This window comes from Cohnella ginsengisoli, from assembly GCF_029525555.1.
Classification (GTDB): domain Bacteria; phylum Bacillota; class Bacilli; order Paenibacillales; family Paenibacillaceae; genus Cohnella; species Cohnella ginsengisoli.
In genome coordinates, this window is record NZ_JAPDHZ010000002.1 from 2,258,911 (window position 1) to 2,281,934 (window position 23,024).

Annotated in this window: 22 protein-coding genes and 1 pseudogene; 14 read left to right on the forward strand and 9 right to left on the reverse strand. The window is 56.6% G+C overall.

From position 1 onward, the window contains the following. Nucleotides 1–137: 137 nt before the first annotated feature. Complete coding sequence (locus tag OMP38_RS10560) at nt 138–473, forward strand: ATP-binding cassette domain-containing protein (RefSeq protein WP_277565232.1); 336 nt, start codon at nt 138–140, stop codon at nt 471–473. Beyond that, nucleotides 466–2,247 (forward strand): ABC transporter ATP-binding protein, encoded by a 1,782-nt coding sequence (locus OMP38_RS10565; protein WP_277565029.1) that lies wholly within the window; start codon nt 466–468, stop codon nt 2,245–2,247. The genes OMP38_RS10560 and OMP38_RS10565 overlap by 8 nt, the downstream gene beginning before the upstream one ends. Before the next feature lie 489 nt (nt 2,248–2,736). Here OMP38_RS10565 and OMP38_RS10570 read toward each other — a convergent pair whose 3' ends face one another. Further along, nucleotides 2,737–3,159, reverse strand: a complete 423-nt coding sequence (locus OMP38_RS10570) for a DUF4288 domain-containing protein (protein ID WP_277565030.1) — start codon at nt 3,157–3,159, stop codon at nt 2,737–2,739. 152 nt (nt 3,160–3,311) lie between these two features. On the opposite strand from OMP38_RS10570, the gene OMP38_RS10575 reads away from it, so the two are divergent. The 4 genes from OMP38_RS10575 to OMP38_RS10590 all read left to right on the forward strand — a co-directional run bounded on the left by OMP38_RS10575 (nt 3,312) and on the right by OMP38_RS10590 (nt 6,836). Beyond that, nucleotides 3,312–3,692 carry a VOC family protein gene (locus tag OMP38_RS10575; protein ID WP_277565031.1) on the forward strand — a complete coding sequence of 127 codons (381 nt, stop codon included), beginning with the start codon at nt 3,312–3,314 and terminating at the stop codon, nt 3,690–3,692. 354 nt (nt 3,693–4,046) lie between these two features. Next, a complete protein-coding gene (locus OMP38_RS10580) occupies nt 4,047–6,077 on the forward strand; it encodes a putative bifunctional diguanylate cyclase/phosphodiesterase (RefSeq protein WP_277565032.1) in 2,031 nt (676 codons plus the stop codon). Further along, a complete protein-coding gene (locus tag OMP38_RS10585; protein ID WP_277565033.1) occupies nt 5,992–6,528 on the forward strand; it encodes an EAL domain-containing protein in 537 nt (178 codons plus the stop codon). Before OMP38_RS10580 ends, OMP38_RS10585 begins: the two co-directional genes overlap by 86 nt. A gap of 2 nt (nt 6,529–6,530) precedes the next feature. Beyond that, nucleotides 6,531–6,836, forward strand: a complete 306-nt coding sequence (locus OMP38_RS10590; protein ID WP_277565034.1) for a LytTR family transcriptional regulator DNA-binding domain-containing protein — start codon at nt 6,531–6,533, stop codon at nt 6,834–6,836. 245 nt (nt 6,837–7,081) lie between these two features. Here OMP38_RS10590 and OMP38_RS10595 read toward each other — a convergent pair. Continuing rightward, nucleotides 7,082–9,143 (reverse strand): annotated as a pseudogene (locus OMP38_RS10595) (beta-galactosidase). 178 nt (nt 9,144–9,321) lie between these two features. On the opposite strand from OMP38_RS10595, the gene OMP38_RS10600 reads away from it, so the two are divergent. Beyond that, on the forward strand, nt 9,322–10,176 hold the full coding sequence (locus OMP38_RS10600; protein WP_277565035.1) for a helix-turn-helix transcriptional regulator: 855 nt from the start codon (nt 9,322–9,324) through the stop codon (nt 10,174–10,176). 130 nt (nt 10,177–10,306) lie between these two features. Here the strand turns inward: OMP38_RS10600 and OMP38_RS10605 are convergent, their stop codons facing one another. Beyond that, nucleotides 10,307–10,885 (reverse strand): hypothetical protein, encoded by a 579-nt coding sequence (locus OMP38_RS10605; RefSeq protein ID WP_277565036.1) that lies wholly within the window; start codon nt 10,883–10,885, stop codon nt 10,307–10,309. Next, nucleotides 10,882–11,385: a hypothetical protein gene (locus OMP38_RS10610; protein WP_277565037.1), complete on the reverse strand. Its 504-nt coding sequence runs from the start codon at nt 11,383–11,385 to the stop codon at nt 10,882–10,884. The genes OMP38_RS10605 and OMP38_RS10610 overlap by 4 nt, the downstream gene beginning before the upstream one ends. A gap of 211 nt (nt 11,386–11,596) precedes the next feature. Between OMP38_RS10610 and OMP38_RS10615 the strand changes: the two genes are divergently transcribed. Then, entirely contained in the window at nt 11,597–12,532 is a 936-nt protein-coding gene (locus OMP38_RS10615) for a cation diffusion facilitator family transporter (protein ID WP_277565038.1), read from the forward strand. Between the two features lie 3 nt (nt 12,533–12,535). On the opposite strand, the gene OMP38_RS10620 is transcribed toward OMP38_RS10615, so the two are convergent. Continuing rightward, complete coding sequence (locus OMP38_RS10620; RefSeq protein WP_277565039.1) at nt 12,536–12,775, reverse strand: hypothetical protein; 240 nt, start codon at nt 12,773–12,775, stop codon at nt 12,536–12,538. Nucleotides 12,776–12,940: 165 nt separating this feature from the next. On the opposite strand from OMP38_RS10620, the gene OMP38_RS10625 reads away from it, so the two are divergent. The 6 genes from OMP38_RS10625 to OMP38_RS10650 all read left to right on the forward strand — a co-directional run bounded on the left by OMP38_RS10625 (nt 12,941) and on the right by OMP38_RS10650 (nt 18,213). Then, entirely contained in the window at nt 12,941–13,624 is a 684-nt protein-coding gene (locus OMP38_RS10625; RefSeq protein WP_277565040.1) for a FadR/GntR family transcriptional regulator, read from the forward strand. A gap of 186 nt (nt 13,625–13,810) precedes the next feature. Next, nucleotides 13,811–13,981, forward strand: a complete 171-nt coding sequence (locus OMP38_RS10630; RefSeq protein ID WP_277565041.1) for a hypothetical protein — start codon at nt 13,811–13,813, stop codon at nt 13,979–13,981. A gap of 8 nt (nt 13,982–13,989) precedes the next feature. Next, entirely contained in the window at nt 13,990–15,183 is a 1,194-nt protein-coding gene (locus OMP38_RS10635) for an ABC transporter substrate-binding protein (protein WP_277565042.1), read from the forward strand. Between the two features lie 92 nt (nt 15,184–15,275). Continuing rightward, a complete protein-coding gene (locus OMP38_RS10640) occupies nt 15,276–16,151 on the forward strand; it encodes a carbohydrate ABC transporter permease (RefSeq protein WP_277565043.1) in 876 nt (291 codons plus the stop codon). Next, nucleotides 16,151–16,981, forward strand: a complete 831-nt coding sequence (locus OMP38_RS10645; RefSeq protein ID WP_277565044.1) for a carbohydrate ABC transporter permease — start codon at nt 16,151–16,153, stop codon at nt 16,979–16,981. The genes OMP38_RS10640 and OMP38_RS10645 overlap by 1 nt, the downstream gene beginning before the upstream one ends. Nucleotides 16,982–17,013: 32 nt before the next feature. After that, a complete protein-coding gene (locus OMP38_RS10650) occupies nt 17,014–18,213 on the forward strand; it encodes a trans-sulfuration enzyme family protein (protein WP_277565045.1) in 1,200 nt (399 codons plus the stop codon). Between the two features lie 98 nt (nt 18,214–18,311). Here OMP38_RS10650 and OMP38_RS10655 read toward each other — a convergent pair whose 3' ends face one another. Genes OMP38_RS10655 through OMP38_RS10670 form a run of 4 tightly spaced genes read right to left on the reverse strand, consistent with a single transcriptional unit; the run spans nt 18,312 to nt 22,896 of the window. Beyond that, nucleotides 18,312–19,463, reverse strand: a complete 1,152-nt coding sequence (locus OMP38_RS10655) for a glycoside hydrolase family 88 protein (protein WP_277565046.1) — start codon at nt 19,461–19,463, stop codon at nt 18,312–18,314. A gap of 52 nt (nt 19,464–19,515) precedes the next feature. Beyond that, nucleotides 19,516–19,947 (reverse strand): helix-turn-helix transcriptional regulator, encoded by a 432-nt coding sequence (locus OMP38_RS10660; protein ID WP_277565047.1) that lies wholly within the window; start codon nt 19,945–19,947, stop codon nt 19,516–19,518. Further along, entirely contained in the window at nt 19,892–21,109 is a 1,218-nt protein-coding gene (locus OMP38_RS10665; RefSeq protein WP_277565048.1) for a response regulator, read from the reverse strand. The genes OMP38_RS10660 and OMP38_RS10665 overlap by 56 nt, the downstream gene beginning before the upstream one ends. Beyond that, nucleotides 21,106–22,896: a cache domain-containing sensor histidine kinase gene (locus OMP38_RS10670; protein WP_277565049.1), complete on the reverse strand. Its 1,791-nt coding sequence runs from the start codon at nt 22,894–22,896 to the stop codon at nt 21,106–21,108. Before OMP38_RS10670 ends, OMP38_RS10665 begins: the two co-directional genes overlap by 4 nt. Nucleotides 22,897–23,024 lie beyond the last annotated feature (128 nt).

The window sequence follows — 23,024 nt, forward strand, 5'->3', positions numbered from 1 at the left end:
CGGCAACGTCGCGTTCGGGGATCCCGAGCTGCCCGAGGACGATACGGTGAAATTCGCCAAGCTGGCGGCGGCGCACGATTTTATCCGCAAAATGCCGGAGGGCTACGACACGATCATCGGGGGAACGGGGCGTCGGGCTGTCGGGCGGGCAGAAGCAGCGTCTCGCGCTCGCGCGCGCCATGGCGGTCGCACGGCCGATCCTCATCCTCGACGACACGACGTCCGCCGTCGACCTCGAGACCGAGGCGCATATCCAGAACAGCCTGAACCGGCTGGAAGCGCCGTGCACGAAGATCGTCATCGCCCAGCGCATCTCCACGACCGCCAAGGCCGACCGCATCCTCATCCTGGACGCCGGCCGCGTGATCGAGGAAGGCACGCATGCCGAGCTGCTGGCGAGACGCGGGTATTACTACGAAGTGTTCATGCTGCAGAACGAAGGCATCGAGAGGCAGGTGGCGGCCAATGGCTAGAAATAAATTCGACATCGACGAGAATCTGGAGTCCCCGTTCGACATCCGGCACTTCAAGCGCGCGCTCGTCTATATCAAGCGGCAGAAGCGGCCGATGATCGTCGCGCTCGCGCTCAGCGTCCTGTCCGCCGGCATCGGGCTCACCGCGCCGCTCATCATGCAGCACATCGTCGACGTGACCATCCCGGCCAAGACGGTCGGAGCGCTCGTCGGCTGGTCCGCGCTCATGCTGGCCACGATCGTGATCAGCGTCGCGCTCGCCGCCGTCCGGGGACGGATCATGACGAGCGTCGGGCAGGACATCATTTTCGAGATCCGGTCGGACCTGTTCAAGCATCTGCAATCGTTGTCCTTCAAGTACTACGACGACCGCCCGCAGGGGAAGATTCTGATCCGCGTCGTCAACTACGTCAACTCGATCTCCGACGTGCTCTCGAACGGCATCATCAACTTCATCCTGGAGATTCTGAACCTCGTCTTCATCGCCGCCTTCATGTTCGCCGTCGACGTCAAGCTGTCGCTCGTGACGCTGGCGGGACTGCCGGTGTTCGCCCTGTTCCTGCTGCTCATCAAGAACAAGCAGCGGCGCTCCTGGCAGGCGGTGTCCAATAAGAACTCGAACCTGAACGCCTACACGCAGGAGAGCATCAGCGGCGTCGGCGTGACGCAGATCTTCACGCGCGAGGACCGCAACGAAGCGATCTTCACCCGGCTCGCGTCGAACTACCGCCAGGAATGGATGCGCGCGATCCACTTTAACGCGATGATCCCGTTCACGGTCGATAACCTGGCGACGCTCGTCACGACGCTGATCTATATGGTCGGATTGCTGGCGCTGAGTCCGCAGGACGTGACGTTCGGCGTCATCCTCGCGATGAGCAGCTATGCGGCGCGCTTCTGGCAGCCGATCCTGAACCTGTCGAACCTGTACAACGGCTTCGTCAACTCCGTCGCCTACCTGGAACGGATTTTCGAGACGCTCGACGAACCGGTATCGGTCAAGGACGCGCCGGGCGCGAAGGCGCTGCCGCAGCTCCAGGGCCGCGTGACCTTCGACAACGTGACGTTCGGCTACGATACGGGCTCGAGCGTGCTGGAGAACCTGTCGTTCGACGTCCGGCCGGGCGAGAGCATCGCGCTGGTCGGCCCTACGGGCGCGGGCAAGACGACGGTCGTCAATCTCATCTCCCGCTTCTACGACGTCACGGGCGGCCGCATCCTAGTCGACGGGCACGATATCGCGCAGTCCACGCTCCAGTCGCTGCGCAGCCAGATGGGGATCATGCTGCAGGACAGCTTCATCTTCTCGGGCACGATCCTGGACAACATCCGCTACGGCCGTCTCGACGCGACCGAAGAAGAGGTCGTCGCGGCGGCCAAAACCGTGCGCGCCGACGCGTTCATCCGCGAGTTCGAGCACGGCTACCTGACGGAAGTGAACGAGCGCGGCTCGAAGCTGTCGCAGGGCCAGCGGCAGCTCATCTCGTTCGCGCGGACCCTGCTCGCCGACCCGCGCATCCTGATCCTCGACGAGGCGACCTCTTCGATCGACGCCAAGACGGAGCGCCTGCTCCAGCAAGGCCTGAACGAGCTGCTCAAGGGGCGCACGTCCTTCATCATCGCCCACCGGCTGTCGACGGTCCACAACTGCGACAGGATCATGTACATCTCGGACAAAGGCATCGCGGAGGCCGGCTCGCACGACGAGCTGATCGAGAAGCGCGGACTATATTACAAGCTGTATACGGCGCAGAAGATGGAAATGGTCGTGTAGGGAAGTTTAGAGGGTTTGCGATAATCGGAAATCGAAGCTGGGGAGCGGAGGAATGAGCATTTAACGGATCCGCGGAGATCGAAGCGATGGAATCTCGACTCTGCGGATTAAATGCTTGCTGCTCGCTGTTGACCTTGTCCCCGGGATGCCGTTGCGCCCCGGTATATTCATAGTCGCGGCGAGTCTTGGCAGTCCTAGGTCATGAACGGCCATGCCTCGGCATCGGAAGCCTGCCGGCGCTTCTTGGAGGCTCAGGATAATCTTCGGATTTGCACCGGGCAATCGTGTATACCGACGATGGAGATCCATACGGACGAGGCAGATTGGGATGCCTATGCCTTACAAATACAGAAGCTGGTCACCCCAAACGCTTGACCAAACTCACTCTGATCATGTCATCCCGGATTTGAGATCGACTCGAACCAAGAAATCGTGATCATCAAGACTCGCTTTTCGCATAACCGGCATTCGAACGCCTCTGTACAGGATTCAATCTTCCTCGGGTTTTAACAAGTTATATTCTTTAAGCCTTAAAACAAAATAAGGGTCGATCTCGCTGTCCTCCACGGTCTCGGGGTAATAGTGGCGGATGACGTCTTCACCCGGCACCTCTTTCGGAACGCGCAGATTACGAGAATACAACTCCGTCCCGGATTTAAGTTCTTCGTCAAACAGCGCAAAACAATCCAGCGCCCTGACGAGCCTCCACTCGACTTTTTGATCGTAAGGGTTGCGGTAATCCAACTCTTCCCTTTTCGCCTTCTTCTCGGCGATCGCGTACGCTTGCTCGAAGGATTGCGCCTTCACCAGCATCATGCTTTCCTCGTAGGTCTTGTGCGTATCGACGTAATTCTCGTCTACCCTTGCCGGATCGGGATTTCCGGAAATCGTGGATTCGTACAGCAGCTTCACGGCATACCATTCCCATTTCGATTTTTTCGCTCGCGGCATGAACGATCACTCCTAATCGAGATGCATTGAATCGCTTCAGTAAATTATGTCGTCGAAGCCGTGCCTCGCGCCGAGCCAAAAACGGGTATCCTGTTGGAAGGGAGTGCTTGCCGATGAATATCGATCGCTTGGATCATCTCGTTTTGACTGTACAGGATATCGCCCGAACTTGCGAATTTTATTCCCGGGCGTTAGGCATGCAGTCCGTTACCTTCGGCGCGGGGAGAATAGCGCTGCAGTTCGGCACGCAAAAAATGAATCTGCATGAGGTCGGCAAAGAATTCGAGCCTAAGGCCAAATCGCCGACACCAGGCGCCGCGGACCTATGCTTTATTACCCAGTTGCCGTTAGCAGAGGTCGTTCATCATTTAGCAGCTTGCGACGTCATTGTTGAAGAGGGACCGGTAACGCGAACCGGCGCGAAGGGCGCGATCCTCTCCGTTTATATCAGAGATCCCGACGGGAACCTGATCGAGATCTCCAACGAGCTCTGACTGCTCACGTCGGCGAATATTGAAAGGAGTCGGGGAGATGATTCCACGATCACCGTATACGGAACCTCTGTCGATTATTATCAAGATAAGCTCGTGGGAATCTTCTTCTCGCCCGCGCTTTGGACAGGACCATAGACTTCAATAGCCATTATTTATTGGCTAATTCGACCCGATTGTAGTTCTAAGTAATCACAAACAAAGGGGGGGGGGTGCCGGAATAAAAGAACTATTCTTTTTTAGGCATTTGGGTTTAAAATAACCTCGATCGGTTTAAAAGATGGAAAAGCCCCGCTTTATACCGCGATGGCTTTGCTCGCTTATGAATGCGATTACATATGAATAAGAGGGAACCCGATGACCTACCTTCAACCGCTTCATATGAACTGGCTTCTGTTCGCGGCCGGGCTATTCGCCAGCGTCGCCGGAGCCGCCGCCGTAACCTACGGCACCGTACCGCTTCTCTCCATCCGAAGCGCCTGGCAAGCCTCAGGGCGCTATCGTCGGACTGTCTGGATCGGGACCATCGCCTTCGCCCTGTCTCATCTCTTCGCTCCGCTGGCGCTGAACATGCCGGTCGTCTCATCCTATTATTTCCTGCACGTCCTCTTCACGCTTGCCGGCTGCTATGCGGCCACGCTGTTCAACTTCCGCTATGCCGGCCGTCCCCGCGGCCGCGTCTCGCATTACTACATAACCGGCTTCGCCATCTCCGCGATCATCCTTGCGTTCGATTATGCGAATACGCTGTTCCTGTTCCGCGGCATGACGGCCTGGAGGCCGATGCTGGCGGCGGCTACCGCGGCTACGGTCTGCTGCCTGATGCTGTCCATCTTGCGGGTGCTCGACACCTCCAACCGGAACCGCGAGCACAACCTGCATTCGCGGGCAACCGTGCCCGGTTTTATTTTAAGCGGGCTGGGCTTGTTCGCCGTCCCGCTGCTGTGCGCCTTCTCCGTGCTGCCCGCGGCGGAAACGCGCTTCGGCGGCTATGCGATCCTGACGCCCTACCTGCTGACGCTGTTCAGCTGCATCGGCCTCCACATGATTCCCGATTCGTACAACACCACGCGGCAGAGCCGGCAGAACCAACGGATCGTCGAGACCGAGCAGCACTATATGTCGCTGTTCGAGCACAATCCGGACAGCGTGCTCGCCTTCGACAGCGACGGCCGCATCACCGGCGTGAACCGGCAGGCCGAGCTGCTGGCGGAGCGGTTCGGCACGAAGCCGATCGGCCTTCATTTCTCCGACCTGTTCGAAGGCGAATATCACGATCAGGCAATGCGGCACTACAAAGAGGTGCTGCGCGGCAAGTCCAGCACGATCGAGCTGCAGGCGAAGGCGATGGACGGGAAGACGCACGCTTTCTGGCTCACCTCCCTTCCGATCTTCGTCGACGGGACGCTCCGCGGCGCCTACAGCGTGATGAAGGATATTAGCAATACGAAAAAAGACCAGGAAACGATCCGTCATCTGGCCTACCACGACGAGCTCACCGGACTTGCGAACCGCCGTTTTTTCCAGGATTTCCTCGTCTCGCGCACGGACGCGAAGTCGGCGGCCGCCCAGCGCCCTTTCATCGTGTTCTTTATCGACCTCGACCGCTTCAAGCGCGTGAACGACCTGTTCGGACACGCCTTCGGCGACGAAGTGATCAAGCAGGCCGCCGCCAAGCTGCGCGGCTGCCTGCCCTCGAATTGCACGCTCGCCCGCATGGGCGGCGACGAATTTACGGTGCTGCTGCCGAACCTGTCCGCGCAAGAGGAGATCGGGCAGGCAGCGGCCGCGGTCGTTCATGAATTCACGCATCCGTTCCGCGTCGGTCATCGCGCCGTCAAGCTGTCGGCTTCCCTAGGCATCGCGCGCTATCCCGAAGACGGCCGGGACGCGGAGTCGCTCCTCAAGCATGCCGATACGGCCATGTACAACGCCAAGGAAAACGGCAGCGCCCAGTATCGCTTTTACGACGCCGAGCGCGACCAAACTTCCATGGAGCAGATCACGCTGGAGCAAGATCTCGAGCAGTCGATCGCAAGCGATCAGATGCGCCTGTACTATCAACCGAAAATCGACATCCGGACCGGAGAGGCGACCGGCGTCGAAGCGCTCGTGCGGTGGGAACATCCGCAGCTCGGCCTCATCCCTCCGCTCAGCTTCATCCCGCTGGCCGAGAAGTCCGGATTCATCGTGCCGCTAGAGCTATGGGTGCTGAGGGAGGCCTGCAAGCAGATCCGGCAGTGGGGGGAACGAAGGTTACGCCCCCGTTCCCGTGGCCGTCAATCTCTCGCAGATTCATCTCATGAAGCCCGATATTTTCGAATCGATCATGTCCATCGTACAAGAGTCCGGCGTGGATCCCCGGCTGCTGGAGCTCGAGATCACTGAAAGCGCGATGATGCATAACGAGGCGCATGTCATTCGAATCTTGAACAGCTTGCGTGAGGCTGGCATCGCCGTCTCGATGGACGACTTCGGCACGGGCTACAGCTCGCTCAGCTACCTGCACAGCCTGCCGATCGAATGCCTGAAGATCGACCGTTCGTTCGTCCGCAAGCTCACGACGGATCCGGACAGCCGGGCGATCGCCGAGATGATCGTCTCGATGGCGAGGCAGCTGAAGCTCGATATCGTGGCAGAAGGCGTGGAGAACGAAGAGCAGATCCGCCTTCTGAAGGAGCTCCACTGCTTTAACGTCCAGGGCTACTACTATAGCCAACCTATACCTTCCGACGAGATCAGGCGCTGGCTGCTCCCCCCTTCGCCTGCAGCTGGCGCCGTGAGCGCGCGAGGGGACGGCTTCGTTAACCTGACATACGATTTCTATGACGAATATTAAATGTGTTCTATTTATGCTTTATCGAGTTTGGCAGAGGCGAGCAAGGTTTTTCTTGCAAAGAAAACGTCTACGAGGTTAAACATAAGCTCTACGAGCTCGAGGAGATGTGCAGGGAAAAGAAGTGCTTCCGCGCTTCGAAGTCTGCGATCATCAACATCGCTAAAATCGCCCGCATCTCCCCCTCTTTTGCCTATAAGCGGGAGCAACATGCGACTTCGACTGACTATTCATTTTATATCGTTGGAAGCGATTCTGATTGCTCTCGGATCGGTCACGGGAATTGTGGCGAACCTCGCGGACGCTGTTAGAGTCCGCGTCGGTTGACTCCCGGAGGCTCTTAACGCAGCCTCTTTTGCCGTCACCGAGGCAATCCCGTCGGAAGCTTCCGATGAATCGCGAACACTGAACCATTTATTCCATAATATGCAATTAGAGGTTTGCTTATCAAGACTAAAGTTGCGACCCTCACAATGATCCATATAAAAAAACCAGCGGTACGCTCGGACTGAAAAGCAAAGTCCTGACTGCCGCTGGTTTATTGAATGAACTTCATTTAGACGTTAAGCGCCAATATCATCACGCCGTACGCCGGCAGCTCCCGCTCGCCCTCCATATGCTCTCCCGTCAACAGATCGCGCGCCGCCTTCTTGAAGCGAATCGCAGCGGGCCGGTCGGCGTAGTTCAGCAGGAAGAGGTAGCTCCTCTCCCCGGCAGACCGGATGCCAAGCTCGACCTCGGCCGGCGCATCGAGCAAATCGGAAGCCGGAGACGCCAGCCCTAGCGAGTCGATCAGCGCATCGACGACCGGCTCGCTGTAGGCCGCCCCGTAATACCAGGCGTGTCCCTGGCCAGCCGCGCGCTTCGTCAGCGCAGGCGCTCCTGCGTAGTATTCGCTCGCGTATTCCGCTACGACCTCGGTGCCCGGATCTTCGACGCGCAGCACTTCGTTAAATCCTTCCGCCTTCGTCCATGCAGGCAAGCGGCCGTCCTTCCATTGCAGCTCCGCTGCGGATACGGTGCCCTTAATTAACGTGAAGTCTTCCACGTTGATCCCGCACAGCTCGGCCACCGGGCCGGGGAAAGGCCGCATATAGCAGTGGCCGTCCAGGTTTTTATAGCCTGTGCGCGCGCCGAAAAAAGAGCTGCCCGCCCTGTTCGACGTACTGCGTCAGCAGCGCCGCCGTCTTGTCGCTCATGATCGCCGGATGCGGGTATGCGATCGCCTTGTACTTGGCCAGATCCTCCAGGGTGGTCGATTTGCGCAGCGTAATGACGTCCGCGGGAATATGGCGGTACTGCAGCTGCTTGTACCACGCCCCCATGCTCCGCCACCGAAGCGGACCGTGCCACTCGTCGAACTCCCCGTCCCACGTATTGTCGTAATCCTGCATGATCGCCACTTCCGCTTGGTAAACCGTTCCGGCGACCGCAGCGCCGATTTTCCGGAACTCGTCGCCGACCTGCGCGACCTCGCGCACTCTGCGATTGGGCTGGTTATGGTAGTCGTTAATCCCGTGCCAATAGATCTCGGTGCCGAACGTGGCCGTCCGCCAGCGGAAGTAGACGAGCAGGTCGGTGCCGTGAAGGACGGATTGATACGACCACAGCCGGATCTGTCCCGGCCGCGGCGCCCCCATGCCGATTCGGTTCACCCAGCCGCCCGGACCGGATTGCTGCTCCATGACGCAGAAGTTGGGCGACATCGACCGGACATTGGACAGGCTCATGCTCCAGCCGCGGTCCCGCAGCGTATTTTCGTCGTCGCCCGGGAAGATCGTCGAGAACTGCGGATAGGAATCATAAGAGAAGAAATCGAGCAGCCGATCCGTCATTTCATGATTATCCAGATGGCCGAACGTGCCGTTCGTCGTCACCCAGTGCTGAGGCGCGAGCTCGCGGATGATATCGGCCTGCAGCTTCGCGAACGAGATCGTGTTATCCGAAATAAATCGCTTCTCGTCCAGCGCCAGATGCGGATTCGGCGAAGGATTGACCATCGGCCTCGTGAGATGAACCTGTTCCCAATCGGTGTAGGTCTGGCTCCAAAAGACGGCGCCCCACGCTTTGTTCAAGGCATCCAGCGAGCCGTAACGCCGCTTCAGCCACTCGCGAAACGCGACATGATCGGCTTCCGCGTAGTAAACATTGGTCTCGCAGTTCAGCTCGTTGTCGATCTGCCAGCCGATGACCGCGGGATGATCCTTGTACGCCTCCACCATGTTGCGGACGATGCGCTTGCACAATTGCCGGTAAAGCGGGCTGCTGTAATTGTAGTGCCGCCGCATGCCGTGCCGATATAGAACGCCGTCCACGCCCGCGTTCAGCACTTCGGGATACTTGTGCGTCAGCCAGGCGGGCGGCGTCGCAGTCGGCGTGCCGAGAATTACCTGGATGCCGTTCTCGTGCGCCAGGTCCAAGGCCCGAACGAAGAAGGAAAAGTCGAAGCGTCCTTCTTCCGGTTCAAACAGGGCCCATGCGAACTCCGCGAGCCGCACGACCGTGATATTCATCTCCCGCATGCGCCGGAAGTCGTCTTCCCACAGTTCCTCCGGCCAATGCTCCGGATAGTAGCACACGCCAAGCCGCAGCTCGTCCATTCGGATCGATTTTGCCATCGCTTTCTTCGGCTCCCCTCGCTTATCGATACCTTCATTTTAGAGGAGTCCAGGCCATGCTTAAATGACAAATACATGCGACTTCTATTAAAATATTGCGCTTCGGTTAACGACAAACGACCGTTACTGTGGTAATGTTATTGACAAACTTTAAAATTCCGTGGATAGAGGTCGTCTCATGCGCGAGCACGTTTTCCTGCCGAAGCCGTTGTTTCCCAGACATGTTTGCTTTCCGGATTTTATCGGAGGCTACAGCCATTTCCCGGAGCATGCCGTAAGCCGCGAATATCGGACCAAGGAAATCCGCATGGATCGCCTCTACAATTTGCACATCGTGCTCGACGGCAAAGGCTTTCTTGAGTCAGACGGCCAGCGCTACGAGCTGACGCGGGGACAAGGATTCCTGTACGGCCCCGGCCTCAGACAGGTGTACCGCTCCGATGCCGGCGAGCCTTGGCATATCCGGTGGGTGCATTTCTTCGGCGAACGCCTTGAGGAACTGCTCGACGGGAAAGGGCTGGACGGCCCTTGGCTGTTCGCCCTGTCGGACCTTCCTCCTGTCGAAGCGCTGCTTGATCGCCTCCTGGGGCTGGGGCGGTCCTACCAGATCGACGACGAATACAGCGTGGCGGGGACGCTTTACGAGCTGCTGGCCCGATTGCAGGAAACGTCGTCGAGACTGAACGTTCCTGCCAGCTCCGCCGTCGACCGGATTCGGACGGCAGCCAATTACGTGCGCGCCCGCAGCAGCGAGCCGTTCACGATCGAACAGGCGGCGGCGCTGGCCGGCTACAGCGCCCACCACTTCAGCCGCAGGTTCAGCGCGACGTTCGGAAAATCGTTTCCCGACTTCCTGTTGGAATCCAGGCTGATCCACGCGAAGCGTCTGCTCGCCTCCACGCAACTGTCCGTCAAGCAGATCGCGCTCGAGACGGGCTTCTCGCAGGCGAGCTACTTCAGCTCGTGCTTCCGGCGCGCGGAAGGCATGACGCCGCTGCAGTTTCGGAACAGGCATCTGACAGGTGCCGACTAGCGCTCAGCTGCGCCATGGCTTTCAACAACCCTCCATCTTCTTAACCTAACGGGCCCGAGCAGCCCGCTTGCCTCCTACTGCTTATAGAAGCAGCTTAATTGTTTAAGGAATACATAATGCCAGAACCGCCTTAGCTGAGGCTCTGCTCATACAACACGCCGCCTTCCTTATCCAGGCCGCGAATGGCTTGCCACGTGGCGCTTCCTTGCTTGCTTTCCCATAAGAACAAGAACATGCGGTCCTCCGTAACGGCTTCGCGCATTGGCGCAAGCTTGCCTGTTTCCTTGTCCGTCATGAGCAATTCCACCGTGGTTATCCGGTCGTCGGATACGTATCCATAAAACTTGTACGTCATGAGCGAACGGGATAAGGAACTGCCCTCCCAGCTATAGGAGAGCGCCTTGTCGCGGTCGATCTTGATGCCGCCGACGCCGCCACCCGCCATCCATCCGCCCTTTTTCTTAACGACGGTGTCCGCGGAGAACCAGTCATTATAGGTTCCGAGGAAGATCACCTGATGCTGGTCGAACGGAACCGTAACCTTGCGGACGATCGTGGAGGGTCCATAATGAAAGCCGCTTTCCGACAGTCGATGCGCTTGCTCGGGAGTGAAGCTGCCGGGCATAAAGAGGTCTTCGCGCCAGACGAGCCAGAGCAGCAGCAGAATAGCTAACCATTCGAAGCCTGCAAATACGAATTTTCTGTTCACGCGCCTTCACCAGCCTTTAGGAGCGGTATCTCGATTTGGCCGTGTCGGTCGTAGAGGTCGTAGACAAGCGTGGCGCGAACCGCCGTCTTATTCGGCAAGTTGAAAGAAACAAAACCGGTCTCCCCCCAAGTGGTACCGCTGGAACCCGCTTGATGGCTGAGCAATTGTTGCCCGTCCGGCGTGACGAGCTTCAGGCTCATCGTCGGAAATGACCAGACACTCTTCTTCTGTTCGGCACGAAAAGCATAAGTCACCACAATCTGCTTCGGCGTGACGTAGACGAAGTCGGCGGTGAACGTATCTCTGTCGATCGGAAAGCACTTGCGGACGGTTATCTTCGTGACGGGGCCGTCCGCCTGAAGCGCTTGGATCGTATCGTCCATTCCCCGGTCCTTGTCACAGGTCCAATTCTGGATATGGTGCGCCATTAAAATCAGGACTAAAACGACCAGGATCGTTCTTCTGAATAAGAAAGTTGCGTATGTCAGACGTCTTTTCATGCGTGCCCCCCCTCTACAAACGATTTTACTTATCTCCTGTATATTACTCCTTTTTTATGGATATGTTGAGGCTTTTCGATTAACGCGTTAATAATGAATATCATTAATAGGATCCATAAAATGTTCATTTGCGCGAAGGAACGAATCGTGATAAGTTTTAATTAATTATTAGATAATAATTATTCTAATGTAAGGCGAAAGGAAGATCGTCATGAACAACTACGATTTTCATCACCTTGATCATGTAAAAGAACAAAACACATCGAAAAAGACGCTTTGGATTACCCTGCTGCTGACCTTGTTTTTTACGATCGTAGAAATTGTAGGCGGGCTTGTATCCAACTCTCTCGCCCTCCTCTCCGATTCGGCGCACATGATCTCCGACGTGCTGGCTTTAGGCTTGAGCATGGCCGCTATTTATATGGCCACCCGCAAGCCCAACCGGAAGTACACGTTCGGCTTCCTCCGCTTTGAGATTATTGCCTCGTTTCTTAACGGTCTGGCGCTTGCCGTTATTGCAGTAGGCATTTTTGCGGAAGGGATCAAACGCATCATTCAGCCGCAAGCCGTCGATATGCCTCTCATGCTAACGATCGCATCCGTCGGCTTGGCCGTGAACGTCGTTCTTACGATCGTACTCAGCCGCAGCACGAAGAAAGAAGACAATTTGAACGTAAAAAGCGCGCTTTGGCACTTTGTCGGAGACCTGCTAAGCTCCGTCGGCATTATTGTTTCCGCTATTCTTATACACTTTACCGGCCTCTTGATTTTAGACCCGTTGATCAGCATGGTCGTCGGAGGGATTATTTTCCTCGGAGGGTTCAAGATCATCCGCGAATCCTATCTCGTGCTGATGGAGACCGTCCCCGAGCAGTTCGATCTGGATGCCATTCGCGCAGAGATCAACGGCTTGGACATCGTCGCGGACGTTCACGAGCTTCATCTGTGGGCGGTGACGACCGAGCATTATTCGCTGACCGCGCATGTATTCGTCAAGAAAGAGGTGGAGCCCTTCTGCGCGATTTCGGCGATTAATGATCTTTTGAAAAATAAATACGGAATCGAGCATTCAACGCTCCAGATTGAACACCCGATTTTGCATGATCACGGAGATTATGGAAGAGCGTTTATGCTGAAGCAAGCTTAAGCCTTATTCTAAAGCCTTGGACATCCGATCGCCCAAATCCTGAGTAAGCAGGTTCAATTGCTCGCCCAGCGCGGCGATCTCCTCGATCGAACCCAGCTGCTCCTCCGTCGCGTTGAGAACACCTTTGACATTAGAAGCGGTAGCTTGCGAAATATGGTTCATTTCCGCGACCTGTCTGGCTCCCGCTACGATGCGATGGAAGGTGTGGCTCGTCTCCTCGATCTTCCGGACGCCCAAGCCCATAAATAACATCGAACCACATGAACAGACGAGAGGCCATCCTTTGGGAGCTATGCCCGAAGGACGGCCTTTCTATTCAATCGCGAAGTCAATTTTCCATTGACATTTATGGGCACTTTATCTATGATTGACCTGTCTGATAGGTAAACAGGGAAGAAGGAAAGGCTTATGAAGAAAATACAGAAGATCCATCTCTACGAGCAGGTCTCCCAAGAGCTTCAGAACTATATTCAGGAAAAAGAACTGAAGGAGGGAGACAAACTTCCTTCCGTCGAGCGATTGACGGAAATGTTCGGCGTAGGCCGCTCTTCGCTTCGCGAAGCGCTGCGTCACTTGGAGGCAAACGAGATCGTCCGGATCGAAAACGGCAAAGGCGTTTTTGTGAGGGACATGGAGACGTTCCGCTTCACGGGCAAGGTCAAGATCGAGATCGAGCGCAATTCGCTCCTCTCCATCCTCGATGTCCGCCGCGCGCTCGAAGGCAAGGCGATCGAACTGGCGGCCCAGCGCATCACCCCGAAGCAGATCAAAGAAATTCAGTCGTGCCTTAACGAATACCGCAGATTAAAGGAAAAGGGGGAAAGCACGTCCAAAATCGACTTTACCTTTCATCAACTCGTCAACAAGGCGGCCGCGAACCCCATTTTGGAAAGCGTTCTCGATTCTTTTTCCGTTCTTTACAATAAATTTTTCGACAAGCCGCTCGGGAACGCGGGATTATTCGATGCGACCTATCCCTATCACTTCACGATGTTCGATGCGATCGCCGCGCACGACGTCGCGGCTGCCCTCGTTGAATTCAACAAATTGATGGACTCCCTCGAAAAAATTATTAAAACCTATGAAATTTAAGTATCTTAAATATAGGTAGAAACCACGAAAGAAAATTTTATTGTAAGAAATAGTAACACCCAGGTAACAAAATGGTTGACAAAAAATACGTCTACAGCATACCATTATACCTATCATACAGGTTGATAGTTAGATAGTGAGATAGCTAGCCTGCCGGTATGATATCCATAGAAGGAGGGGAATTAAATGTTTACGCAAAACGGAATGAAAACGATTTCAAAATTGGCAGTTTCTTCTGTCGCTCTTGCTCTGGTATTATCCGCCTGCGGCGGCAACGACAACAACAATTCGTCGGGTGCTTCGGCTGGTTCTTCGGCTGGCGCTTCCGCTGGCAACGCTGCCGGCGGAGAAAAGTAAAACTCCGCATGATCGAAAGCTTAACTTCCGATACGCGCACGGCCGAGCTCCAGAAGATGATCGACGCGTTCAAGAAAGCGAATTCCAATATCGACGTTGAATTGATCTCGCCTCCGTTCGACCAAGCCGACAATAAAATCCGTACCATGCTGTCCGCCAAGGAAGATATCGACATCGTCGAAGCCCGCGACCTGAATGTGGCGGAATTCGTCAACAACGGCTATCTGGAGCCGCTTAACGAGTATACGAAAAACTGGAGCGAGTTCTCCACGGTAACGAAAACGGCGCTCGACGTCGGCAGCATCGGCGACAAGCTGTACTTTATTTCCAACGGCCTGTATCAGCGTCAAATGTTCTACCGCGCCGATTGGCTGAAGGACGCAGGCATCGCGGTGCCGAAAACTTACCAGGAGCTGGTCGACGCCTCGATCAAGCTGACCGACAAGTCCAAGAACCGTTACGGCTTCTCGTTCCGCGGCGGCTCCGGCGCGAACTCCGTACCGGACACGATGGTGCTGGCTTACAACGGCGCCAACGTCAATACAAGCGACGCGATGTTCCTTAACGACGGCAAGTCGATCTACTCTTCCCCGGAAGCCAAGCAAGCGCTCGATCTGTACTTGAAGCTCTTCAAGGAAGGTTCGCCTGCCGATTCCGTCGGCTGGGGCTTCTCCGAGCAGGTACAAGCGTTCACTTCCGGCGTGACGGCCTTCCTGCTGCAGGATCCCGACGTCATCAACACGCTGAAGGAAGGCATGGAAGAAGGCACTTGGGCGACCGCGCCGATGCCGACGGGCCCGAGCGGCGTGGCATTGATCAGCGCCGGCGGCGCAGGCTGGGGCATTACTTCCTTCTCCACCAAGAAGGAAGCGGCTTGGAAGCTGATCGAATTCCTGAGCTCCAACGAACAAAATGTCGAATGGTCCAAGAGCTACGGCACGATTCCGATTCACAGCACCGCGACCCAAGACCCTTACTTTAACGACGGTCCGTACAAGACGCTGCTGGATATGACGGCAGACGCCAAGACGTTCGTCAACTACAAGCCTCCTTTCAACTACCCGGCGAACAGCAAGTTCGGCACGGTGTCCATGGAGACCGGCCAGCAAATGCTGCTCGGCAAGGCGACCGTAGAAGAAACGCTTGCGAAATGGGACAAGTTCTGGGTGGATGCCAAGGCAGAACTCAACGCGACTAAATAATTAGCGGCCACGCATAGGTTTAACACAAGCGAATATGGCGGACAGCCCAGGCTGTCTGCCATGTTCCCTGCATCTAAAGGCGGTGACTTCTATTGAAACAGCGTACATTTATCTGGCTTAGTCTGTTCCCCGCTTTTTTGCTGCTTGCGGTGTTCACGTTTTATCCGTTTTTGCGCGGCGTGATTATGGCCTTCCAACACTACGAATTGTTCAACCTTAACAACACCGCGTTCGTAGGCTTGGATAACTTCGAGGCCGCGTTCAAAGACAGCAAATTCCTCTCTGCGCTCGAACACAGCGTATACTGGGTATTTTTCTCGCTGATCTTTCAATTCATTATCGGCCTTACGCTCGCGCTTATGCTGAAAAAGCAGTTCCGCGGAAGGGGCGTCTATCAGGGCTTCGTGTTCTATTCCTGGGCGCTGTCCGGATTCCTGATCGGTCTGATCTGGAAGTGGTTGTTTAACTCCCAATACGGGGTTATCAACGACTTGCTGCTCAGAATAGGCTTCATTCATGATCGAATCGGCTTCCTGTCCGACCCGAGCTGGGCGATGTTCTCGGTTATTGTCGCGAACGTGTGGTATGGCATCGCCTTCTTCGCGATCATGCTGCTCGCCGCGCTGCAGTCGGTGCCCGGCGAACTGTACGAAGCGGCCGATATCGACGGCGCGAATGCGTTCCGCAAATTTTTCAATGTCACCTTGCCTTATATAATGCCGACCATCATCGCGACGACGCTGCTGCGGGTCATCTGGATTTTCAACGATCCGGCGCTCGTCTACGGCATGACCAACGGCGGACCTGCCGGAAGCACGCACGTCCTGTCCTCCCTCTTGATGGAGAGACTGCTCGCAGGCAACTATGGCGCCGCTTCCTCGATCGGGGTCATCATGCTCGTCATTCTGATGCTGTACACCGTCTTCTATCTGTTCGTGACGAAGTCCGAGAAAGTAGGTGACTTCTGATGGCTGCCAAAGCGACGCTCAAAGGATTAAAAATCGTTTATTTGGCGCTGCACCTGATCGTGATGGTGTTTCCGCTGTACTGGATCGTGATCACGGCTTTCAAGCCGAAGGGCGACATCTTCAAGCTGCCGATCTCCTACTGGCCGAGTCATTTTTCATTGAGCAATTTCGATCGCATCTTTACGGTGTCCAAGTTTCACGTGTATATCATGAACAGCTTGATCGTGTCGATCGTATCCGCCGTCGCCGTCATTGTCATCTCGATATTGTGCGCGTACGTCATGGCGCGATTCACGTTCCGCGGCCACAAGCAGATCATGCTCGCGTTTTTCCTCACGCAAATGCTGCCGGGCTTCGTGTCGCTGGCGCCCCTGTACCTGATGATGTCGAACATGGGGCTGACGAACACCCGCCTGTCGCTCATCCTGCTGTACACGACGGGCTCCATCGCCTTCTCGACGATCATGCTCAGGGGCTTCTTCCAGCGCATACCGGCCAGTCTCGAGGAAGCCGCGATGATCGACGGCTGCTCGCGGATCTCGTCGCTGTTCCGCATCATCATTCCGGTCATGCTGCCGGGCATCGCTTCGACGTTTATCTTTGCCTTCGTCCAGAACTGGAACGAGTTGTTCCAGGCCGTCATGTTCATCGATACGAATTCGCTGAAGACCTTGCCGGTCGGGATGAATTCATTCGTATTGAAGTTCGATATCGATTGGGGATCCATGTCAGCCGGAACCGTCATCTCCGTGATTCCGACGATCGTCATGTTCGCCTTCGCCCAACGTTATATCGTCGAAGGCTTGACGCAAGGGGCGGAGAAGGGCTGATCCAGTTTCTTGCGGGATAGGAGTAGGTATATATGACAACAAGCGAGAGAGACAAAAACCATTTTTACACGCAAGTATCGCACGATTCGGTAGACAGCCGCCACCAAGGCGCCATCACGATGCCGGTCTACCAGAGCAGCCTGTTCGCGTTCGAGACGCACCAGAAGTTCGACGAGGCGATGAAAGACGTATTGGCCGCCTCCGTCTATTCGCGAGGCAACAATCCGACGGTCATGTACCTGGAGGAAAAGATCGCGCGGCTCGAAGGCGGCGAGAGCGCGCGCTGCTTCGCCTCGGGCATGGGCGCCATCTCCGCCGTCATCTTCGCGCTGGTCGGATCGGGCGAGCACATCGTCTGCGTCGATCAGGCCTACGGACCGACCCGCGAGCTGCTCGCGGACCTGTCGGCGCGCTTCGGCGTCGAGGTCACCTTCCTCGACGGCAAAGATACGGAAGGCTTCGCGGCTGCGATCCGTCCGAATACCAAATTGTTCTACCTGGAGAGCCCGACTTCTGGCCTGTTCGAAATGCAGGACCTCCCCGCGCTCGCCAGCCTGGCGAAGGCCCACGGCATCATCACGGCTATCGACAATTCTTGGGCGACGCCGTACTTCCAGAAGCCGCTCTCCATGGGCATAGATCTGGTCATGCACTCGCTCACCAAATACTTTTCGGGCCATAGCGACAGTCTCGGCGGCGTCGTCGTTGGCAGCCGCGAGCTGATCGGCTTGATCGGCCATCGCAGCTACCTGAATCTGGGCGCCGCGATGGCGCCGCAGACCGCGTCCCTCATCACGCGCGGCCTTCGTACGCTGCCCCTGCGGCTTGAACGCCACCAGTCCAGCGCATTCAAGATCGCGTCGCATCTGGCGGCCAAACCGGACGTCGTGCGCGTCAACCACCCCGGGCTGGCAGGCTACCCGCAGAAGGAGCTGGCCGCCCGCCAGCTGAGCGGATACGGCGGCTTGTTCTCGTTCGTGACGCGCCACAGCGTGGAGAACATGAAGCAATGGGCGACCGACCTCGACTACTTCCGCATCGGCGTCAGCTGGGGCGGATACGAGAGTCTCGTCACCGTGGGCGCTGCCCCCGCCAAAGATATCGAAGACGGCAGCGCGTTGGCGAGCGTACGCATGTACATCGGCATCGAGGATCCGGACGAGCTGATCGCGGATATCGAGCGCAACTGGGCCAAGCTCTATGAGCCTTCGCTGAGAAGCCAGTCTTTGTAAAGTACAAATGAACGTATACAGACGCAAACGGGAGGAAGCAGAGTCATACGCTGCTTCCTCCCGTTTTGCGTTATGCGCCTGCCTCCTTTATCGCCCGTTTACCACAGATACAAATCATTGCCTTTCAACTTAAAGACCGCTTCCATCAAGTAATAATCGCCGTAAATGATCGGATGATGGTGCGCCTTCGAATGATAAGCGGCCGAGCCGTATTGCACGATGGCGTCCGAGCCTTCCGTCCAGTCGCACCGCGCATCGACCGCCTTGAGCAGCTTGACCGCCGCGTCCAGATAGAGCCGCCGCTCGTTCGCGCCGACGGCCTTGGCCAGCTCGATCAGTCCGCAAGCGGCGATGGCCGCCGCCGTATCGTCTTCAAGCCGCGGCGCCTGCGGCTGTCTGAAGTCGACCGGAATGACGCCGCGCTCGGGGATATTGGCGATAAAATAGTGCGCAATGCGTTTGGCCGTCTGCAGGTACGCTTCCTTCCGCGTATGAATATAACTCATCATAAATCCGTACAAGCCCCAGGACTGTCCTCTCGTCCATGAAGAGCCTTCCTCGTAACCTTGCCCGCCGTACGTACGAACGACGCCCCCGCGCTCGGGATCGAATTCCACGATATGATTCACCGACCCGTCCGGCCTGACGAAGATGTCCATGACCGTATCCGCATGCTTCATCGCGATTTGCTTGTACCGGGGATCTCCCGTCTCTTCGGAGGCCCAGTAGAGGAGCGGGATATTGAACATACAGTCGATGATGGCCCAGCCTCTCGTATCCTGTCCTTCGATGTCGTTCCAGGCGCGGATAAAGCCGCCGGCCAGGTTGAAGCGTCCGGCCAGCAGGTTCGCGGCATGCAGGGCCCGCTTGCGCGATTCCGGGTTCTTCGTCACGCGATAATTCGCGACGCTGGTCGGCAGCCACATAAATCCGACGTCGTGATGCAGTCCGTAAAAAATCTCGAAGCACCGATCCAGCTTCTCCTCCGAGATCGCCGCGATCGCCTTATACTTTTCGCTGCCGGTCTCGTGATACATGAGCCACATCATGCCGCCCCAAAAGCCGTTCGTCCACCAATTGATGCCGTCCGCCGGATCGCCCGCCGGCTGAAGCGCGGCGCGGTCGTCATAGGTGCCGTTTACGGTCGTATAGGGAATCTTGTGCTTCGTTTTCTCGCTGACCCATTCCATCTTGGCGGTCACTCTGCCAACGATGTCGTGCAGCCAAGTCTCCTCTGCGGTTTGCAGCATATCGGCTTCCCTTCCTTCTCTTCACATTCGTTAGATGGCCGCTCAAGCGCCTCTACGGCTGCTTGTCGTCGCCGGACGCCCTGAATTCCTGCGGGAGCTTCCCGCTATGCTTCTTAAACATGTCGCTGAACTGCCTGGCATTGTTGTAGCCGACCTCCTCCGCAATCTGATAGATCATCAGATCGGTGTGGAGGAGCAGCTTGATCGCCTGCTTCATGCGAACCTCGGTCAAATATTGCTTGAAGTTCATTCCCGTATGCTTTTTGAAAAAGCTGCTAAAGTAATACGGATTCATAAAAACTTTGGAGGCGGCGCCTTCAAGGGTGATATTCGCTTTATAGTGCTGCTCGATGTACGCTTTTACGTCCGTCAGCTGCCGGCTCTCTCTGCCCCCTGTCTCGAGGCGCTGGAAAATGCCTTCCGCGGCTTCAAGCATATACGCCTTCAATTGCGGGTATTTGCCGAAGCTTTGCAGCTTGTCCAAATGCCGCTGAAGCTCGTCTTCCTGAACCGCGATGCCGATCTGCGCCAAGCCGTCCGCCCATTCCGCAAGCGTTCCGTAAGCGGCCAGCACCGCCTTTTCCCTGCCGCCGCCGGCGTGGAGCTCGATCTTCTCCAACAACGCCTCGCTTGTCTCGCGCAGCAGGCCGCGGTCTTTTTTTCAGAACGGCTTGCAGCACCCGGTCTCTCGCTTCGCCCAGCTCCTTGACGGACGCCCGGCTCTCCCAGTTCTCCTCCGCCCAGCATACGACCGCTCCGCCATCGGCGAAAAAGCTCCGGTTTAACGCTTCCGCCGCGGTCCGATAGGCGCGTCGAATGCCTTCGACGCCCGACTGTTCTTCTCCGATTCCAGCCGACAAAGCGATCTTTAGAAAGCCCGCCGCATGCACGACAACTTCCGAAGCAAGCGCCTTAACGGACGCGGCTTGCCTATGATTAATCACGACGCAGAGCCGATCGCCTTTTCTGAACAGCACGATCGCGGCCTCTCGCGCGACCACTTCCTCCGTCATATTGCCGATCGCGAAGAGCAGCAGACGCCGCTCATGCTCGCCCCAGCGAATGTCCGTCTTTTGCGGCTCGGGTTCGAGCAGCATGACGCTAAAGCGCGGATAAGTAAAGCGGTGCCCGAACAGCCGCAGCTTCTCCTCCGCCTCCTCGATCCGAATATCGCCTTCGATCAGGCGGTCGAACAGCTCTTCAAGTTTCGTTTTGCGATCCATTTGCTCGTACTGGGCCAGCTTACTTTTGGTTTGGCGTTCTTCGGATTCTTCTTTCAGGAGAGACAGGGCGCGGGTGACGGCCGACAGCAGCAGCTCCTTTTCGATGGGCTTGATCAGGTAATCGACGGCGCCCAGCGCCAACGCTTCCTTCGCGTAGGAAAATTCCTGATAGGCGCTTATGAAAATGACTTTGGCGCCATAGCCAAGACGCCCGATCTCCTTCAGCACGTCGATCCCCGTGCCGTCAGGCATGCTGATATCGGTCACGACCAGCGACGGCCGTTCCTTTTCCACGAGCTCGAGGAGTCCGCGCCCCGTCCAGGCTTCGCCTACAATTTGAATGCCGAGCGCCTCCCAGGGAATTAGCTTGCGCAGTCCTCTGAGGATCATCGGCTCGTCGTCCGCAAGCACGGCGTGAATCACGGCTCGTTCCTCCCCTCTCTGCAAGGAAGATCCAATCGCACGGACGTCCCGATATTCGGCGTACTATGGATGCGAACGCCGTATTCGGGTCCGTACAGCGCGGCGAGCCGGTCATGCACGTTTTTGATGCCAATGCCGCCGTTCTCCTGCAGCTCCGGCTGCGCGCTCTCGGCATCCCGGTCCAGTCGCGCTCTGATCCGCTCCAGCTTTTCGGGCCCCATCCCGATCCCATCGTCGTCGACGGTGACGACCAGCCTCTGATCCTCGATCTCGGCGGAGATCCGGATCGTCCCTTTGCTTGCCTTCGGCATGATCCCGTGATAGATCGCATTTTCGACCAACGGCTGAATCGACAGCTTCGGCAGTTGGCAGTTCAACGCGTCTCCGCTCATGCGTATATCCATCGCCAACCGCTGCTCGCCGTAGCGAAGCGACATCAATTTAAAGTATTGCTCGATATTCGATTTCTCGTCGGAGAGGGATACCGTCTCGTCGCCATAGTCCAGCACGTACTTCAGCTGACGGGAAAGGGCCAGGATCATGTCGGCGACTTCTTCGTCGTCGTTGGCCACGGCGCTCATGCGGATCACTTCCAGGGTGTTGTAAAGGTAGTGGGGGCGAATCTGGCTCTTCAGCGCGGTCAGCTCCGCCTGCTTCTGCTTGATTTGCGCGACGTACACTTTATCGATGTAGCTCTTGAGACGATCCGTCATCTTGTTGAAGCCCCGGGCGAGCATGCCGATCTCGTCGGGACTCCTGACCTGCACCTGCGTATCGAAGTCGCCGGATTCGACCTTGGCCATATGACGGATTATGACGCGAATCGGGTTCGACAGATTGTTGGAAAACCATATCGCCACGAGGACAAGCGCCACGATCGAGAGTGCGATGACCACGGCGATCGTATTTTTAATGCCGTTGATCTTGCGGAACAGCTCGTCCTTGTCCACCTCGCCGATCACATGCCAGCCGGCGTCGGGCATATCCTGCTTCACATACCGATAGTCGCCTGAATCCGCGGCGCTGAAGCGCTGCCCGATCCGGTCGTTCTTGTTGCTGTAAAGGATCCATCCGTCCGGATCGACGACGTACATCCCGTCGTGCCTGTCGATGGTGAGACGATTAAAGATGTCCGCGAAGGCGTCGACGGATACATCTACGTAGAGGCTTCCCACGACTTTGCCGTCCAGGCCGGGGCTGCCAGCCACATCGATCAGATTGCGGGCGAACGTCAATACCGTCGTGCCTGAATTCAGGTAGTAATCCTGATGATGCGTCGGAAACATCGCCAACCGATTAGGCCGATCGAGAAGCGCCTGCCGCCATGCGGGGGGCGGAAAGTCATAACGAAAGTCGATGCGGCTCCCTGCGCGGTTCAAATCCTGATAACCGCCGCCGGTAAAAACGAAGGCGACGCTGCGAATATGAACGTCCGTAGCCACGACGGTCTGAAGGAGATCGTCTACCGACGCCGCGATCTGGCTGTCCCCCGCGGGCGCGCCTTCCCCGATGCGCTTGGCTAACTGTCCGACGCCGCCAGGCTGGCCATAGGCGTACATCAGCTTGGAGATATTGTTGTATTTGGTATAGAGCTCATTCACGTTATTGCCGGCGTTCATCACCATTTGCTCAAAATTATTAATGGTGTACCGTTGCATATAGCTGCCGAACGTATTCAGCGAAAAGAAGCTGACCGCGAGCAGCGGAACGAGTCCGACGATAATGAAGGAAAACGCGAACTTCGCAAAAATGCTTTTTCGCAGCCGGTTAAGCTTCAAAGCGTTCAACGATGGAATCCTCCGATCATTGCCGCGTCAGCAGTTGCGGGCAATGCCATTTTCCCGCTATCATAACACTTCGGCCAAAGCCGTGCCTATGCACGGGTTACGGGATTAAAGGCGCGCATTATCGGATT

Bases quoted from the DNA above. Each gene is read 5' to 3' on its own strand.
- OMP38_RS10630 (WP_277565041.1), top strand. From the start codon at position 13,811: ATGTTTACGCAAAACGGAATGAAAACGATTTCAAAATTGGCAGTTTCT.
- OMP38_RS10650 (WP_277565045.1), top strand. From the start codon at position 17,014: ATGACAACAAGCGAGAGAGACAAAAACCATTTTTACACGCAAGTATCG.
- OMP38_RS10620 (WP_277565039.1), bottom strand. From the start codon at position 12,775: ATGGGCTTGGGCGTCCGGAAGATCGAGGAGACGAGCCACACCTTCCAT.
- OMP38_RS10585 (WP_277565033.1), top strand. From the start codon at position 5,992: ATGAAGCCCGATATTTTCGAATCGATCATGTCCATCGTACAAGAGTCC.
- OMP38_RS10610 (WP_277565037.1), bottom strand. From the start codon at position 11,385: ATGAAAAGACGTCTGACATACGCAACTTTCTTATTCAGAAGAACGATC.
- OMP38_RS10600 (WP_277565035.1), top strand. From the start codon at position 9,322: ATGCGCGAGCACGTTTTCCTGCCGAAGCCGTTGTTTCCCAGACATGTT.
- OMP38_RS10580 (WP_277565032.1), top strand. From the start codon at position 4,047: ATGACCTACCTTCAACCGCTTCATATGAACTGGCTTCTGTTCGCGGCC.
- OMP38_RS10565 (WP_277565029.1), top strand. From the start codon at position 466: ATGGCTAGAAATAAATTCGACATCGACGAGAATCTGGAGTCCCCGTTC.
- OMP38_RS10635 (WP_277565042.1), top strand. From the start codon at position 13,990: ATGATCGAAAGCTTAACTTCCGATACGCGCACGGCCGAGCTCCAGAAG.
- OMP38_RS10655 (WP_277565046.1), bottom strand. From the start codon at position 19,463: ATGCTGCAAACCGCAGAGGAGACTTGGCTGCACGACATCGTTGGCAGA.
- OMP38_RS10575 (WP_277565031.1), top strand. From the start codon at position 3,312: ATGAATATCGATCGCTTGGATCATCTCGTTTTGACTGTACAGGATATC.
- OMP38_RS10645 (WP_277565044.1), top strand. From the start codon at position 16,151: ATGGCTGCCAAAGCGACGCTCAAAGGATTAAAAATCGTTTATTTGGCG.
- OMP38_RS10625 (WP_277565040.1), top strand. From the start codon at position 12,941: ATGAAGAAAATACAGAAGATCCATCTCTACGAGCAGGTCTCCCAAGAG.
- OMP38_RS10615 (WP_277565038.1), top strand. From the start codon at position 11,597: ATGAACAACTACGATTTTCATCACCTTGATCATGTAAAAGAACAAAAC.